10 protein-coding genes are annotated in these 17,483 nt (G+C 47.5%); 8 read left to right on the forward strand and 2 right to left on the reverse strand.

Going from position 1 to position 17,483, the window contains the following annotated elements:
* Positions 1–194 precede the first annotated feature (194 nt).
* From QT998_RS10925 to QT998_RS10940, 4 genes are all read left to right on the forward strand, one after another.
* Positions 195–5,336, forward strand: a complete 5,142-nt coding sequence (locus QT998_RS10925; RefSeq protein ID WP_333114601.1) for a CHAT domain-containing protein — start codon at positions 195–197, stop codon at positions 5,334–5,336.
* Entirely contained in the window at positions 5,337–5,483 is a 147-nt protein-coding gene (locus QT998_RS10930; RefSeq protein WP_333114602.1) for a hypothetical protein, read from the forward strand.
* A 456-nt stretch (positions 5,484–5,939) separates the two neighbouring features.
* Positions 5,940–6,875 (forward strand): RibD family protein, encoded by a 936-nt coding sequence (locus QT998_RS10935; protein WP_333217994.1) that lies wholly within the window; start codon positions 5,940–5,942, stop codon positions 6,873–6,875.
* Between the two features lie 155 nt (positions 6,876–7,030).
* Complete coding sequence (locus tag QT998_RS10940) at positions 7,031–8,203, forward strand: GNAT family N-acetyltransferase (protein ID WP_194011491.1); 1,173 nt, start codon at positions 7,031–7,033, stop codon at positions 8,201–8,203.
* A gap of 261 nt (positions 8,204–8,464) precedes the next feature.
* Here QT998_RS10940 and QT998_RS10945 read toward each other — a convergent pair whose 3' ends face one another.
* A complete protein-coding gene (locus tag QT998_RS10945; RefSeq protein ID WP_194066647.1) occupies positions 8,465–9,022 on the reverse strand; it encodes a hypothetical protein in 558 nt (185 codons plus the stop codon).
* 193 nt (positions 9,023–9,215) lie between these two features.
* Positions 9,216–10,574, reverse strand: coding sequence for a sensor histidine kinase (locus QT998_RS10950; protein ID WP_333089403.1), 1,359 nt, complete (start codon positions 10,572–10,574; stop codon positions 9,216–9,218).
* On the opposite strand from QT998_RS10950, the gene QT998_RS10955 reads away from it, so the two are divergent.
* The 4 genes from QT998_RS10955 (at position 10,566) to QT998_RS10970 (ending at position 17,482) form a co-directional block, all read left to right on the forward strand.
* Positions 10,566–10,877, forward strand: a complete 312-nt coding sequence (locus QT998_RS10955) for a hypothetical protein (RefSeq protein ID WP_333089401.1) — start codon at positions 10,566–10,568, stop codon at positions 10,875–10,877. The two genes, QT998_RS10950 and QT998_RS10955, sit on opposite strands and share 9 nt — an antisense overlap.
* Before the next feature lie 243 nt (positions 10,878–11,120).
* Positions 11,121–11,966 carry a M48 family metalloprotease gene (locus QT998_RS10960; RefSeq protein WP_194066649.1) on the forward strand — a complete coding sequence of 282 codons (846 nt, stop codon included), beginning with the start codon at positions 11,121–11,123 and terminating at the stop codon, positions 11,964–11,966.
* A 486-nt stretch (positions 11,967–12,452) separates the two neighbouring features.
* Entirely contained in the window at positions 12,453–14,327 is a 1,875-nt protein-coding gene (gene ftsH4, locus QT998_RS10965) for an ATP-dependent zinc metalloprotease FtsH4 (protein WP_333089399.1), read from the forward strand.
* A gap of 488 nt (positions 14,328–14,815) precedes the next feature.
* Complete coding sequence (locus tag QT998_RS10970) at positions 14,816–17,482, forward strand: NERD domain-containing protein (RefSeq protein WP_333114610.1); 2,667 nt, start codon at positions 14,816–14,818, stop codon at positions 17,480–17,482.
* Position 17,483: the final 1 nt, after the last annotated feature.

Here is a 17,483-nt window from a genome sequence, read left to right on the forward strand (position 1 = left end):
AAACAAAACTGTGTGTTTCGACACTTGGTCTATGTGTTTGCTATGTTGGTGACACAATCAAAATTAGACTGAAAATTGGAAATTTGCGATCGAGAGCTAGCGTTAGGAAGTGTCAGCATTGGGGTGCGATCGACTCTTTTTTAGCTAAAATCTCCATTTTTAACTCAAATTTAAGTCTAGATCGAGGCAAACCTATGAATGCTCAACGTGCTGTGCGATCGATTCTGGCAGCAATTCCCCTTGCTGGATTTTTGATATTAGATTTTTTGCCCAACCTGGTTTTCCTCAAAGAAAACAGCAGCGGATGGGTAATTGTGGCAATTTATCCCCAATCTCAAATTGCCGCAGCACAATCGATCGTTCCAGCAGCAGACAGCACCGGCACCGCCATCGCCCCAAAACCGGGAGCTCGCTACGACATTACAGGCGGGACAGCCTCGCGAGACGGAGCAAATCTGTTCCACAGTTTTACTCGATTTGGTTTGAATTCTGGGGAAACAGCCAATTTTATCTCCAATCCAACCATTAAAAATATCCTCGGCCGCGTTGTCGGCGGCGACGCTTCGTTAATTAACGGTTTAATTCAAGTTAGCGGCGGCAATTCTAACTTGTACCTGATGAACCCCGCAGGGATTATTTTCGGAACCAATGCCCGACTCGACGTGTCCGGGTCTTTTTTTGCTACCACCGCTAGCGGTATCGGTTTTGACAGCGGCTGGTTCAACGGCACCGGGGCGAACGACTACGCGGCCCTCGTCGGAGAGCCTAATACTTTTGCTTTTGGCGCGCAGTCGGGGAGTATTGTCAATGCCGGCGATTTAGCTGTGGGAAGCAGGCAAAATTTGACTTTGCTGGGCGGTACTGTCATCAGTACGGGGAAACTTTCAGCCCCAGGCGGTCAAATTACTGTGGCGGCCGTCCCCGGCGAAAATCGGGTGCGGTTGAGTCAAAACGGACTTTTGCTGAGTTTAGAATTTACTCCGGGTGCGGGAGTGTCGGGTTCGACAACTCTGCCTTTTTCTCCCCTGAGTTTGCCTCGACTGCTTTCGGGGCAAGGCGTTGCTGAGGCTACGGGTGTAACTGTGAACGATCGCGGTGAAGTCGTACTGACTGCCGGCCAAACAGTGCCTGCAATGGCAGGAACTGCGCTGATATCGGGTGCTGCAGACGTGTCTGCCAGGGGGGGCGCGGGAGGCAGTATCAACGTGTTGGGCGACAAGGTAGGGCTATTAGGAGCGAAGATTGATGCTTCGGGGGCAGACGGCGGCGGAACGGTGCGGATCGGCGGAGATTACCGGGGCGAGGGAACTGTGCCGAATGCGACGATGACTTATGTGGATGGCAAAAGTTCGATCGCCGCCAACGCCACAGAGTCCGGTAACGGCGGCAGAGTTTTTGTCTGGGCGGACAACACGGCAGCATTTTTGGGCAGCATCAGCGCGACGGGCGTTTCTACAACTGGCGGCAGCGGTGGTATTGGCGGGTTTGTGGAAGTTTCGGGCAAGCAAAGATTGATTTTTAACGGTAATGTCGATACTTCCGGCACAAACGGTTTGGGGACTTTGCTGCTTGACCCGGAGAATATTTTAATTACAGATTCCGAAGCAGCGGCGGGTGATGCGGAAATTATTGCTAACAATAATATTTTGGCAGGAACTCCATCGGAAGGGCAAAACAATTCCGATGCTTCGCTGACAATTTCTACTAGAGCTTTGGAAAGTCTGTCGGGGACGGCAAATGTGGTTCTGGAAGCGCTCAACGATATTAAAATTGCTGATTTGGCGGACGGTAAGTTGAGCTTTGCGGCCACTACTGGTTCGGTGACATTCACGGCAGATGCCGATCGCAGCGGTGCTGGTGCTTTTTCGATGAATCCTAGAGATACAATTAGCACGGCTGGCGGCACGATCGCCCTGGAGGGAAGTCAAATTACGGCGGGCAATTTGTCGAGCAACGGCGGAAATATTAGTTTAACAAGTCCGGGAACAACGGTTGCAAACAATATTTCGGCATCTAATTCTAGCAGCGGTACTAGCGGAAATATTTTGCTGGAAGGCCAAAACGTCACAGTCCAAAAAATTGATGCTAGCGGCTCTAAATCTGCGGCAAATGTAACTTTGACGGCTAGGAACGTTCTGGGAGTGAGCTCGATCGCAGGGGGTTCTGGAAACATTACTTTGACTGGTAATGAAATTAATTTGACTGGTGGCAATAATTCGATCGGCGGTACTGGCTTTTTGGTAATGCAGCCTTGGAACCCGGGTCAAAATATTGCGGTGGGCGGTTTAGGAGATGTCGGTACTAATATTTATTTGAATCTGACAGCAAACGACCTCCGAAGTTTGCAAAATGGGTTTGCTGGAATTACGATCGGTCGCAGCAACGGTACCGGTGCGATTTTGATTGCTAATGATTTCACATTTTATGACCCGCTAATTATTCAATCGCCGGCGGGTTTGGGAACAATTGCTACTACAAATTCTTTGACTGGGGCTGACGATGCCTCAATTACTCTGAAAGCTGACGGCAATATTCGCATCGGAAATATCACTACCAACAATCAAGAAATTCGCATCAATAGCACGACGGGGAATGTGACAACCGGTCAGCTACGCACGGGAACTCCCCCCAGCATCAGCACTTCTGTCAATTCTTCCAAGCTGCCGCGCACGTCGGCTGGTGATGTGAGCGTTACGGCAGAGGGTAGGGTGACTGCAGGCTCGATCGACACTAAGGGCGATCGCGGGGGTAACGTGACGCTGACTGGCGGTGCGGGAGTGACAGCAGGGGCGATCGAAGCTGGCGGTTCGCAAACAGGGGGAAATATTACTCTGACAGGTAATGAAATTGATTTGACGGGCGGTAAGAATTCGATCGCCAGCAACGGCAATTTGGTGCTGCAACCGTCCGATCCGGCTCAGAATATTACTATTGCCGGTGCTGCTGAGACTGAGGCTTTGGACTTGACTGCTGCAAAATTGAACTCGCTGCGGAACGGGTTTACTTCCGTAGCGATTGGCCGTGCTGACGGTAGCGGCATGATAACTATTGTTCCGCCCACAACAGCACCAAATTCAACAAATTCTACACCAGTCCCGGCGGTGACATTTCAAGACTCGACGACGATCCGATCGCCTTTTGGCCAGGGCGCGATCGCGGGAACGGGTGCGATCGCCGGTACTGATAACGCCACAATTTCTCTGATCGCAGGTACTGTCGCTGTCGGAGACGTTACCTCGAATGGGGGGATTAACATCACTAGCAGTCAGGGTAGCTTAACTGCTGGTGTTGTTTCATCTCGATCGGCGAACGGGGCGGGGGGCGATATCAACATCCGCAGCGCCGGTGGGGTAGCAGCGGGCAATGTCAATGCTTTCGGTGCCAAAAACGGTGGCAATATCTCGATCGCCGCACCCGGCCAGATCGTGACGGGGGCTGTCAATTCGAGTTCGGAGTCGGGAAGTGCCGGTTCGATCGAGATTAACGGGCTCAAAGATGTTGAAGTTGCTTCGATCAAAGCTCGCGGCAATACCGGCGGCGATGTCGCAATCGATGCGGGAGGAGTGTTTCGGGCGGCGGGAACTGGAACGACTGCCGATCGCACATCGAGCGTTAGCATTTCTACAGACGGGCAGGTGCGATCCGGTTCGCTGACGTTGCTGCAAAGCGCTTGCCGCTCAGGAAACTGCAAGGCGACGACTGTGGCGGCGGGAAACTCGAAGCCGACGACTGGGGAATTGTCAACTGGGACACCGCTGGCGATCGTGCCGAGTCCGGCAGAAACTACCACTGTGGAACTGAAAACTACAGGCACTTCTCAACAAATTGTCGTTCAGCCCCCCTCCGCGTCTGGGCCCAAGAGCAGTACCGCAAATGTCTCGCCAGAACCTGCTGCTGGGTCTATTGAGGTGCTGCCGAACGAAACTGACTCCCCCTCCTCATCCTCCCCTGTACTGCTGTCGTCGCGGGTGTTAAATGCCGATGGGGCCGCGCCTGCGGCGACAGCAAACGGCAGCGCGGCGACAGCACAGAAGCCCGCGAGTGGTGGAAATATAGAAAGTATCGGAAATGTGAGGGTTCCTGAGATTTCTCGATCGAGTGCGATGCAAATAAGTCCGATCGACGCTGTGCAGCAAAGGGATAGAATTCAGGGCCAGGAATTTGAGCGTTATTTTGGTGGCAATATCGCTCAAAAGTCGGTCACGCCGCAAAGTATTCGAGAGACTCTCAGCAGTGTCGATCGTTTGACAGGGGTTAAGCCGGCGATTGTTTATGTGTGGGCGCAACAGGAATATTTAGAACTTATGTTATTTTTGCCCGATGGCAAAAGTGTTTTTAAAACCGTGTCTGTAAGCCGCGAGACTGTGTTGGAAGTGGCCAAAGAATTCACTAATGCTGTGAGAACTCCTCGGAGATTGAATACTGCTGATTATAAAGCACCAGCCCAGGAACTTTATCAGTGGTTAATTGCACCGCTGCAACCGGAATTGGAGGCTAACAAAATTGACACCTTGGTGTTTTCTATGGATGCCGGTTTGCGAACTTTGCCTTTGGCTGCTCTTTTTGACGGCAAACAGTTTTTGGTAGAAAAGTACAGTTTGGGGCTGATTCCCAGTTTGAGTTTGACTGATACTCGCTATGCCGATGTTAGGGGTTCGGAAGTGTTGGCGATGGGTGCGTCGAAATTTCCGGCCAAATACGATCAAAATCCTCTGCCGGCTGTGCCGTTGGAAATATCGACAATTGTGGGTAAGATTTGGCCTGGTTCGTCTTTTCTGAATGAAGCTTTTACTCTGGCAAATTTGAAGGAAAAGCGCAATCAACCGCAATACAAAATTATTCATTTAGCGACTCACGGCGATTTTCAGCCAGGGGGGGCCGAAAATTCTTACATTCAGTTTTGGGATACTAAGTTGCGGTTGAATCAGTTGAATCAGTTGAAGTTATCCAACCCGCAGGTGGAGTTGTTGGTTTTGAGTGCGTGTACTACGGCGGTGGGTGACGAACAGGCTGAGTTGGGGTTTGCGGGGTTGGCGGTGCACGCTGGGGTAAAATCGGCTCTGGCGAGTTTGTGGTATGTCAGCGATGCGGGTACTTTGGGGCTGATGACTGAGTTTTACCAGCAGTTGCGTACCGCGCCGATTAAGGCTGAGGCTTTGCGTCAAGCGCAGTTGGCGATGCTGCGGGGAGAAGTGCGCCTGCAGGATGGTTATTTGGTGCGATCGGGCAACAATCAAGCTCTGCCTTTGCCGGCGGAGTTGGCTGCCAGGGGCGATCGTAATTTGTCGCATCCCTATTATTGGGCTGCTTTTACCATGATCGGTTCGCCTTGGTAATTGCGAAGCAAGAGGGAAGAAGGAAGAAGGAAGTTCGGCAACGAGCAATGTACGGGATGTAACGGATGTAACGGATGTAAGTCCGTCGGAAGAAGGAAGAGGGAAGAGGGAAGAAAGGAAAATGGTGCGATCGCGCAAACTGACTAATGATACCAATTCCGGTTGCACTCATACATGATGTCAACAGTTAACAGTCAACAGTTAACAGTCAACAGTCCACAGTCAACAGTCAACAGTGAATTTACTATTCCGATTAAGAGAGGATTTGATATGACTAATGATATCAAATCCGCTCGCACTATCAATGATTAAAATATATAATTCCAATGCTATCGGAGGAGTCTGCAGGCAACAGTTAGAGCCAAAAAATCCGCGCGTTTAAGGTGTAAATCATCATAATACAAATATAATTTGTAACTGATTAATAGCAAACGGGGCGGTGTCCTATTTTGCCGTTATGATGTGGTGCGAAAGTTTGATAAACAGTTCTGGATGCCTCAGCCCACATTAACTGGGTTTTGTACCTTTACTGCAGGCTGCCTGCGAAGGATTTTCATCCGTTAAACTCGGTTTCTGACCACCCGTGGAAAGTTTGACAAATTAATGATAGATACAATCGATCGACCTTACACTACAGTAATACTGGCGATTAGTGCTGACGGTAAAATTGCAGATGCAGCCCGATCGCCCGCGAGATTCGGTTCTGCCAACGACAAAGCCCACCTCGAACAACAAGTCGCTGACAGTGACGCGGTTTTGTTCGGCAACGGCACTTTACAGGCCTATGGAACAACGATGAGAGTGATTTCGCCGGAATTGCTCAAACAGAGAGAACTGCACGGGAAGCCCCCACAACCGGCGCAAATCGTATGTTCGCGATCGTCGAAATTTGACCCGAATTTGCGCTTTTTCCAGCAACCGGTGCCGCGATGGCTGCTGACTGCGGAAGGGGAAGATGGGGAGAGGGGGAGATTGGGGGAGAGAGGGAGAGGGGGAGAGGGGGAGATTGGGAGAGAGGGGGAGAGAGGAAGAGGGGGAGAGGGGGAGAGAGGAAGAGGGGGAGAGGGGGAGAGAGGAAGAGGGGGAGAGGGGGAGATTGGGGGAGAGGGGGAGATTGGGGGAGAGGGAGGATTTGCAATTGAAACTCCAAGTAATTCGCCTCTTCCTTCTTCCTCCTTCCTTCTTCCTTCTTCCTTCTTCCTTCTTCCTTCGATTTTCGATCGCACTATCTATGCTAAAACTGCCGGTGGAGAGATTGATTGGATTGATGGGTTTCAACAGCTAGCAAGCTTGGGTATCAAACGGTTGGCGATTCTGGGCGGGGGAAAATTGGTGGCATCTGTGTTGGCTGCGGGCTTGGTAGACGAACTTTGGTTGACGGTGTGCCCATTAATTTTGGGCGGCGCGGATGCACCGACTCCTGTTGAGGGAAAGGGTTTTTTGGCGGATTTGGCTTTGAAATTGGAACTTTTGGCGGTTAAACAGGTGGGACAAGAGGTGTTTTTGCATTATAAGGTCGATCGATCGCCGCACGTATAACATCAAGGCCCAAGAAACCGGGTTTTTTGCTGAATCTGGTGGCTGCGATCAAAGATGTTGCCAAAAACCCGGTTTCTGACGAATCGCGATTCCCAGCGATCGAATAATTGTATTAACTTAAATGAAGTTCGATCGCTCTACACAGAAATCTCCCTATGCTGGAACAGCCAAAAGCTCAATATTCTGTAGCCTGGATTAGCAAAATAGGCGAAATCCCCCAAGCCTCGTGGGATGCCTTGGCTATGCCCCTCAAAACTCCATTTCTAGAATGGGATTGGCTGAACAATCTCGAAATCTCCGGTAGCGCGTCAGGTAAAACCGGTTGGCTGCCGCATCACTTGACTGTGTGGCGCAACAAACAGTTGATTGCTTGCGCGCCGCTTTATGTCAAAAGCCACAGCTACGGCGAATTTGTGTTTGACAATCAGTGGGCTGATTTAGCTCAGCGTTTGGGTGTACAATACTATCCGAAGTTGATGGGAATGACGCCGTTTACTCCCGCTGAAGGCTATCGGTTTTTGATTGCTGAAGGGGAAGATGAAGATGAGTTAACGGGAGTGATGGTAAGCGCGATCGACCATTTTTGCGATCGCCACAATATCTCTGGCTGCAATTTCCTTTATGTCGATCCAGTATGGCGGCAGCGCATGGAAAACCACGGTTTCAGCACTTGGCTGCACCACAGCTATATTTGGCAAAATCAAGGCTATCAAAATTTTGACGGTTATTTAGGCGCTTTTAATGCCAACCAGCGCCGCAATATCAAGCGCGAACGCAAAGCTGTTGACCAAGCTGGTTTGTTGGTGAAAACTCTGACTGGTGATGACATTCCCCAGCCGATGTTTTCTCAAATGTATGCTTTTTATGAGAACACTTGCGATAAGTTTGGTTGGTGGGGTAGCAAGTATCTGACTAAGCGATTTTTTGAACAGTTGCACCACAATTATCGCGATCGAGTTTTATTTGTCGCCGCTTACGATAAGGAAGATGACAGAGTGCCGGTGGGTATGTCTTTTTGTTTGTATAAGGGCGATCGACTTTACGGGCGTTATTGGGGCAGTTTGCAGGAAATTGACTGTTTGCACTTCGATGCTTGTTACTATACACCGATCGAATGGGCGATCGAGCGGGGTATCGAAACCTTCGATCCGGGTGCGGGCGGGCGGCACAAAAAACGGCGCGGTTTTCCAGCGATGCCTAATTATAGTTTGCACAGATTTTACAACAACCGTCTGGCACAAATTCTTAAGTCTTACATTGGTCAAATTAATGAAAGGGAACAGGAGGAAATTGATTTAGTTAATGAGGGTTTGCCTTTTAATAAGTAGTCATTAGTCAGCAGTCAGCGGGCATTTGAGCTGGGGTCATTGGTAATTGGTAATTGCCATCCAATAACTACAGTCCTGGACGCATCGAAACCCAAGAAACCGGGTTTTTTATCTAATTTGCGGGCTGCAACAAAAGACGATCGTAAAAACCCCGGTTTCTGACAGCGCTGGCGTAAGTCCTAAACTAATGACCAATGACCAATGACTACTGACTAATGACTAATGACTACTGACCAATGACTAATGACTACTGACCAATGACTAATTCAAAAATACTCTCCCGTCTTCTTGAATTTCTAACGATTTTGTGTCGGAGCTCAAGTCTGTTGTAGCGCCAAAACTTACTTGCAACATTCCCGGCATTGCGGTGGCTTTGGGGCGAACTAACAACAATCCACCGTCTGGGCGCTGGTATGTGAGGGTGATCGGTACTTTGAGGTTTTGAAGCAAAATTTCCGATTGTTCGCCTAGAGTGCGCGGTTGGGTGACTCCTAGGACTTGATAATTGATCAGGGCATTGGTGGTATTCACGAGTTTAATTACTACCATGCCTTCGGCTGGCGTAAGTCGCGCGGCGGGCATCGGGAAGCGGGGAGGCGCGTCTGCTGGCGCTGAGGGCATCGGGCTCTGGTCGGGATTCATACCGCGCATCGGTTCGCTGACGGGCTTTCCAGTCGCGGGTTCTGGTTCGGAAACGGGTTTTCCTTGTTGGGGCGGGGGGCCGCCTGCTTGGGTAAGTGTCGCGAGACTGACGAGTAAACCGCCGCAGGTGGCTGCTACCAGGCTGATTTTTTTGAACGGTAGATTGTGGCGAAACATAAGTAACTCCTCACAAGTTCGATCGAGATTTTCTAACAAATAGCATGGTAATCTATGCCGGAAATGAATTTTAATAGTTGTGTTTGGGTGTGAGTTAGGAAGAATCAAGGTTTGAGGGGTAGATTTTTTTTAACTGCAGAGGGCGCTGAGGGCGCCCAGAAGGGGAAGATGGGAAGAGGGTAAGAGAGGATTGTTAGAGGCTGATTTCTGCTGATTGGTGGGCGGGGAGGGTGACGGTGACAGCGGTTCCTCGATCGACTTGGCTGTCTATGCGGATTTGGCCGCGGTGGTTTTCGACAATTGCTTTGGTGATGGCTAATCCCAAACCGGAACCGGCGGCGCTGCTGTGGGTGCGGGCGGGATCGGCGCGGTAAAATCGATCGAACAAATGCGGTAGCGCTTCCGGGGAAATACCGATGCCGGTGTCTGTTACTTTGATTTGCAGTACAGAATTGAGCGCGGACGAATTTCTTTTGTTTTTGACTGGAACCTGCAATTCTACTTCAATTTCGCCACCAAAGGCTGTGTACTGCACTGCGTTACTGACGAGATTGGTAAATACTCGCGCTAGCTGATCCCAGTCGCCCACAACTGTAAAGTTATCTTCAAGCTTGGGGGAATCGATAATTTCGAGGGAAAGAGAGAGATTTTGGTGTCGGGCGATGGCCTGTTGTTCCTCAATTACTTCTATCAACAAAGCGTCGAGGGGAACCTCAACCCACTGCTGCTGCAGGATACCGCTGTCTTGTCTGGCTAAAAACAGCAAATCGTCAACCAACCGCCCCAAACGGCGCGTCAGGCGTTCGATTACCTGTAGCTGTTGGTGTTGCTGCGGTTCGATATCCGGTTCCGCCAAAGCTACTTGTACGTTAGTTTGAATAGTGGCGATCGGATTTCTGAGTTCGTGGGAAGCATCGGCGGTAAACTGTTTGAGACGGCCGTAAGATTCCCGCACCGGTGCGATCGCCAATCCCGACAGCAACCAGCCAATAGCCGCCACGCCAATTAAAGTTAAACCAGTCCCCAAAATCAAATCAAAAATTAATTGGCGGATCGGTTTTGTCACTTCAAACCAAGGATGGCTGACTCGCAAATATCCCAAAACTTGGCGGCCGATTTCCACTCGCTGCGTGACTTGTCTGAGGGAATAGTTTTGCTCTGAGTTCAACTTATTATTAATTACCCAAACTGTTTCGCCGGTGCGGTTAGCGTTAATCGGAATATTCAGCGGTTCCGACAAAGTAGACCACAGCAAATCGCCCGTAGGACTGAACCATTCTAAATCGATGTGGTCATCTTCTACAGAATCGCTGCTGTCTCGAAAACTGGCTTGAATATTCACTTGAGACTTAGTTGGAGCAGTACCAAAAATTATTGGTTCGATCACAAGTGTGCGTTCTACTACTTCCACAACATGATTTAGAGTATCGTCAATGCGATCGATCAAAGTATTGCGGACGTAGAAATAGAAACCCGTGGCGAACAATAGTAATAACACCGCAGTAACGGCAGTGTACCAAATAGCAAGGCGGCGGCGAGTAGCTTGAAACATATTGCATTACATTGCGAAGGAAGAAGGAAGAAGGAAGAGGGAAGAAGGAAGAAGGAAGAGGGAAGTTCAGCAACGAGCAATGTATGGGATGTAACGGATGTAACAGATGTAACGGATATAACGGATGTAAGTCCGTCGGAAGAAGGAAGAGGGAAGTTCGGCAACGAGCAATGTACGGGATGTAACGGATGTAACGGATGTAACGGATGTAAGTCCGTCGGAAGAGGGAAGAGGGAAGAGGGAAGAGGGGAAAAAAGAGCGAGATTATCTTCAAGCGATGTTGAACTAATAACCATTAAGTAACTATTAACTAACTATTCACAACTATAATGTTCTTATCTTCTGCTCTTTTTCTCTTCTTCTCTTTCTTAATGTCCTAGCGCTTACGCGCCACTTTGCGTACTGCGTCTGGTTCGTTCAAAAAAGCCTTGTTCGCAAATTATCCAAAAAAAAATCTAACAACTTTCGATGATTAATACTTCAGATAGATGTAAAAGTAGCTGTCAGTATGGTAACTTACTGGCGAAACTTTTTAGGTAAACGCCTGTGAACAAATTTTTATTCCGCGCTGCGATCGGGCTGTTAATGGCATTTTTTGGCGCAATTACCTATTTTAGCAGCAACGTAGAAAATCCTGTTACCGGAGAGAAACAACGGGTGCAGCTTTCACAGCGCCAAGAGGTAGTTTTGGGATTGCAGGCGCGAGACAAAATGGCGGCTCAATACGGGGGGCTTTATCCCAGCCAGAGTATTCAGCAGTATGTCGATCGAGTAGGAAAAAAAGTTGTCAACGGTTCGGAGGCCAAAAAAGCAGGTTATCCGTTTCAATTCTACCTGCTGCGAGACCCCAAAACTGTCAATGCTTTTGCTCTTCCGGGGGGACAAGTTTTCATTACCGCCGGACTCCTGCGGCGGCTGAATTCCGAGGCTCAGTTGGCTGGTGTACTGGGACACGAGGCCGGTCACGTTATCGGGCGACACGCTGCGGAACACTTGGCAAAACAGCAGTTGGGCAGGTCTTTGGTAACGGCGGTTGGGGTGGCTGCTAGCGACGAACGCGGTGGCGGCCAGCAGGCGGCATTAATTGCTCAAGCTGTCAATCAAGTTGTGAGTTTGCGCTACGGTAGATCGGATGAACTTGAGAGCGATCAGCTCGGTTTTCGGTTTATGACCGAGGCGGGTTACGATCCTAGAGGTATTGTTGAGTTGATGCAAATTCTCGGTGCTGCTAGGAATGGCGAAGCAGCACCAGAGTTTTTAAGTTCTCACCCCAACCCTGAAAACCGAGTTCAAAAGTTGCAAGCTTTAATCGCCCAAAATTACCCTAACGGCGTTCCGGCTAATTTGGTTTCTGGACGCGAAGAGTTTGCTAAGAATGTGTCTGGCGGTTAGCTAGAATTCTACTAAATTGAACGGCGAAGACGCAAAGCTCGCGAAGTAAGAAAAGAGAGAGAATGTTCAAGGGCTTGTGAACTAATAAACCACCATAACTATTAATGATTGACAATAACAAGTCTGTTTTCTTCTTCTATTCCTTTGTGTCTTCGTGTCTTCACGGTTTGTTTTTAATCCTAAATCACTGCTAGGTCGAACCGCGAAGACGCAAAGCTCGCGAAGTAAGAAAAGAGAGAGAATGTTCAAGGGATTGTGAACTAATCAATCACCCTAACTATTAATAATTGGCAATAACAAGTCTGTTTTCTTTTTCTATTCCTTTGTGTCTTCGCCTCGAAAGCGGTTCGTTTTCAATCCTAAATCACTGATGTCCGGTTAACCCACCCGATCGAGTGAGGAAATCCGCCAACGCACTTTGTACATATTTGATGAGAAAATAAATGAATAAAACAGGTTTCAATCAAAAAAGGATAACCGTTATCAATGGCAATTAAAGACCAGCCCAAACTACCTCGTTTTCGATTAATTAGCAATATTTTGTTATTGCTCTCAAGTGTGTTTCTGCTGGCAAATATCTTTTTGCCCAACTTGTTTGGGGAGCAAATTCCGCGAGTTCCTTACAGCTTGTTCGTGCATCAAGTCCAAGAACAAGATGTAGTGCGAGCTTCGGTAGGACAAAATGAAATTCGCTACCAACTCAAAGGCGAAAACGACAAACCAGGTCAAGTGTTGTCAACTACGCCCATTTTTGACTTGGATCTGCCTAAACTTTTGCAAGAAAAAGGCGTTGAATTTGCGGCAACTCCTCCTTCTAAAAATGGCTGGATTGGCAGTGTTTTGAGCTGGGTGATTCCGCCGCTGATTTTTGTGGCGATTTTTCAATTTTTTATGAACCGGGGCGGTGGTGGGCCACAGGGTGCGCTGTCGATCGGCAAAAGTAAAGCTAAGGTCTACGTGGAAGGTGAATCTGCGAAGATTACTTTTGCTGACGTAGCCGGCGTAGAAGAGGCTAAAACTGAATTAGTCGAAGTTGTGGAATTCCTGAAAACTCCCGACAAATATACCGCAATTGGCGCGAGAATTCCGAAGGGTGTGCTGTTAGTCGGGCCTCCGGGAACTGGCAAAACTTTGTTAGCAAAAGCAGTGGCTGGTGAAGCGGGAGTGCCGTTTTTTAGTATCTCGGGTTCGGAGTTTGTGGAACTGTTTGTTGGTGTTGGTTCTGCAAGGGTTAGAGATTTATTCGAGCAGGCTAAGAAGCAGGCTCCTTGTATTATTTTCATTGATGAGTTGGACGCGATCGGCAAATCTCGTAGCAGTAACGCTAGCTTCGGGGGGAATGATGAACGCGAACAAACTCTCAATCAATTGTTAACTGAAATGGACGGTTTTGCGGCGGGCAATACTACGGTAATTGTTCTCGCTGCAACTAACCGCCCGGAAAGTTTGGATGCTGCTTTGTTACGCCCTGGCCGTTTCGATCGCCAAGTTTTGGTCGATCGCCCGGATTTATCTGGCCGCGAAGCAATTTTGAACATTCACTCTCAAACAGTGAAGTTGGGCCCGGATATTGATTTGAAGGCGATCGCCACTCGCACCCCCGGTTTTTCGGGCGCAGATTTGGCAAATTTGGTCAATGAAGCTGCCTTGCTAGCGGCGCGTAACAAGCGCCTCGCTGTGGCACAGGAAGACTTTTTAGAGGCATTTGAGCGCGTTGTGGCGGGCTTGGAAAAGAAGAGCCGGGTGCTCAATGAAAAAGAGAAAAAGATTGTAGCTTACCACGAAGTCGGGCACGCGATGGTTGGTGCTGCGATGACGGGCGGCGGCGAAGTGTCAAAAATCTCGATCGTCCCGCGCGGTATGGCTGCATTGGGTTACACGTTGCAAGTACCGACTGAAGACCGTTTCTTGTTGGATGAGTCGGAATTGCGCGGTCAAATTGCAACTTTGCTGGGCGGGCGATCGGCTGAGGAAGTGGTGTTTGGTAGCATTACTACTGGCGCTTCCAACGACTTGCAAAGGGCGACGGATTTAGCTGAACGGATGGTGACAACTTACGGGATGAGTAAGGTTTTGGGGCCTCTTGCTTACGATCGAGGTCAACAAGCAATGTTCCTCAATGATGGTATGGGAAATGCCCGCCGTGCGGTAAGTGCTCAAACTGCGGAGGCGATCGACCAAGAAGTGAAGGAAATTGTCGAAACTGCACATCAGCAAGCTTTGGATATTCTGAAAGCTAATCGGGAATTGTTGGAAACAATTACGCAGAAACTGTTGGAAACTGAGGTGGTGGAAGGTGAGCAACTGCACAAATTTCTCAGTCAAGTGCTGCCTTTAGAGAAGGCTGCAGCTTCAGTTTAAAAGGGTTTGCACGGGGCCTAGAAACCGGGTTTTTACGAGAATACTTTGCTGTATGCGATAGATTCAGAAAAAACTCGGCTTCTTTGTCGGAGTGCGTAAATCCTGTTTAATTCAACCGCAGGTTAACGCAGGTGATTGCCATATCATCTGCGTTTTTTAGTGGTACGGATGAGTTAAGCTGTTAGCCCGATCGACCAGTATCAACAGGCACTGCACGCGCCGAGGTGACTCCTGTGTCTGCCGGCGTGCCGATTCTAGTCCAAACCCCGGATTAGCCTTGTGGCAAAGGTTCACAGATTCCAGGATTGCGATCGTCTCTGCACTCCTGGAATCTGTAAGCAATCGGCTGTTAAATAGTAACATAAGCTACAAAATAAATGAGCTACTTACTGGAATTACTGAGAAAAATTGCTTTTTCCTGAAAACTCTTGCTAACGGTGTTCAACCTGTGAGAATATTCGGCTAGTAAAGTTAATCGCGATCGAGCTATGACTGTTCAGGTATATAGAACGCACGCTTACGGGACAACCCATGAAAATCGGATTTTTGATGCTTTAGCAAACGAATTGAAACGGGTATGGGCCGATTCGGATGATTTAATAATTCTGTTAGGAAATTTCTACTGTGATGGAAGCGAAATTGATGCAGCAGTTATGAAAAGAAACAGCATTACTGTCATCGAGTTCAAAGACTATGGGGGAAATATTACTTTTTCAGAAAATGGACTGTGGCTTGCGGGGGAAGTTCAGGTTAGAGGGGGAAGCAAGCCAAATCCATTTATTCAAGTCAGAGATAACAAATTTGCGCTACTCAACAGTTTAAAAAGAATTAGCTTTTCGTCAGATAGACAACCAAATTTAGGATATATATCTGGGTTGGTGCTTTTTCACAAACCTATTACCTTTGACGAAGAACAGCTACCGCCTAATATTGAAAGGTGGTTTCATGTTGTTGACTTCGCTGGTACTATACAGCGGTTATCTCAAATTACTAGCCGAGAAATCAATCTTTCTTATCAAGATTTAGCAAAGATAGTTCAACATTTTTCTATTCCTGATTATGTTCCTCCCGGATGGGGTAATAAAGCAATTACTGACTCTTTATCAGCAGTTGATACTGCTAAATTTGAGTTGCCTAATTCTTTAGAATCTGTAGTTTCTAGGATCGAGCAATTTTTAGGTTCTTCAAAGAAGATTTTAATCATTACTGGGATGATGGGAACAGGTTTGCATCTTCTGCAAAAAGCGATTGCAGATAAATCTAGATCCTTAAGGCGAAATTGCTCGGTACTTGCGCCTAACAGTAAGATTGCATCGCTTTATTCAGTTGAATCAAAGAGTATTTACTCGCATATCTTCACGAAAAACTATAAAGTAGAGAAGGATCTGCTGATCTATGGATTGAACAAAAATCAGGATACAGAGCAACAAGTCTACATTGTCGGTGATGCCCATTTGATATCTAATTCACCGTTTGAAAATGATGTTTTTCGTTACGGTAGCGGACAACTCCTTACAGATTTTTTGGAATATACGGAGATCGAAAAGACGAAAAGACAGGTGATTTTTATGGGCGATATGTTCCAGCTAACGAGAGGTAAAATTGATGAATCTGCACTGTCTTACGAGCGTTTGCAGGCTGCGATCGGCGGTGAGATAGAGCAAATCAATCTTGATTTTATACTTCCAGGACAAGAGCAAAATTTGTTTGTCAGAAATTGTCAACAAATTGCTCAAAGTATACACTGTGCCCGATTTAATCAGCTCGCAACTATCGCCGATGACTCGAATTGCATCCAAATAGTCGATCGCGATCGCGAACAGGAAGTATCGAAGGCTGTATTTCAGGAAGATTGTCGGTTCACCAAATTTATAGTTTTCACCAACGAATCGGTTAACCGCATCAACAATCAGGTTAGACAAGAGTATTTGGGTTTAGGTAAAGACATTGTTGCAGGTGATATCGTACATATCCACAACAGCCCTGTCGCACTAGATAGACAACAGCAAGAGCCAACTTATATATCAAACAACTCTTTTGCTGAAGTCCTGGAAGTTTATCCCAATACTTCACCCTTAAGCCAACCGCTGAAAGGACGCGAACAGCCAATTAAGGTGATTTTTATGCGTCTTCGAGTGCGGTTAATTGAGAATGGGAAAGAGGTCGAATTTTACTGTCTGAGAGATTATTTGTATGCAGAAAAGCCAGAACTTGATAAGGACACACTTATCGCTCTGCAGGTTTCAGCAATCAGCAGATTTAGACAACAACAGAAACAGGTAATAGAATCAGAGGGATCGGATAAATCTAACGAATTAGCAAAGTTTCTACGCAGCGATCCGCACTTAAACGCAGCCCGTCTGAGGTTTGGCTACGCGCTGACTCTGCATCGCGCCCAGGGACAGCAGTTTAAGACGGCGATCGCGAATATGGATACCGGCCAGGGACAAACAAATGCCGCTTATTTTCGATGGGTTTATACCTTGTTTTTTGTAACTAAAAATAAACTTTTTTTGTTGAATTTCCCCTCGATTACACCATTTCTTAAAACAACTTGGAACGACAGTAAATGCCAGCTCAATTCAGTAGTGTTTAAGGATTTAATTGCATTCGATCCGGATTCCGCAGCAGGGAATACAAATATTTCGGGTTTTCCGATCCCCGAAAAATCTTTAAAAAATCTTTACTTGTATCTCGTGGAAATTCTCAGATTCCATCGGATTCAAGTAAATTCATACAAGCATAATAGTTATCAGGAAGTCTACGAATTTGGTTCGGAAGATGGTAAAGCTTCCTGTTCTCTTCGCTTGCATTATAATGGAAAATTTCAGGTAACGCGAATTGAAAAAGTAAAATCGGATCCGATTGAATTTGCAGATTTAGTGCGCGATTTTATTACATCAAAACTGCGATCGGGAAATGAATTTCAGCAAACTATTCGAGATATCATAAAAGCAAAATTAGACTCACACAAAATAGCGATTTGGGGAATTGAACACCACGATTACCACCAATTTTACTATCTCAAATCAGACGTAGGCAATGTCAAAATGCAAATTTTCTACGATGGAGATGGTTTTGTGACCCAAGTTTTTCCGATCGCCTACACGAATCTAAAAATCGCCGAATTAGTTCGCCTTGCACTGGAGTTATAAA

It is taken from the genome of Microcoleus sp. S1D4, assembly GCF_036700765.1.
Classification (GTDB): domain Bacteria; phylum Cyanobacteriota; class Cyanobacteriia; order Cyanobacteriales; family Microcoleaceae; genus Microcoleus.

Coding starts and splice junctions, on each gene's coding strand:
- QT998_RS10925 (WP_333114601.1), top strand. CDS start 195: ATGAATGCTCAACGTGCTGTGCGATCGATTCTGGCAGCAATTCCCCTT.
- QT998_RS10935 (WP_333217994.1), top strand. CDS start 5,940: ATGATAGATACAATCGATCGACCTTACACTACAGTAATACTGGCGATT.
- QT998_RS10940 (WP_194011491.1), top strand. CDS start 7,031: ATGCTGGAACAGCCAAAAGCTCAATATTCTGTAGCCTGGATTAGCAAA.
- QT998_RS10945 (WP_194066647.1), bottom strand. CDS start 9,022: ATGTTTCGCCACAATCTACCGTTCAAAAAAATCAGCCTGGTAGCAGCC.
- QT998_RS10950 (WP_333089403.1), bottom strand. CDS start 10,574: ATGTTTCAAGCTACTCGCCGCCGCCTTGCTATTTGGTACACTGCCGTT.
- ftsH4 (WP_333089399.1), top strand. CDS start 12,453: ATGGCAATTAAAGACCAGCCCAAACTACCTCGTTTTCGATTAATTAGC.
- QT998_RS10970 (WP_333114610.1), top strand. CDS start 14,816: ATGACTGTTCAGGTATATAGAACGCACGCTTACGGGACAACCCATGAA.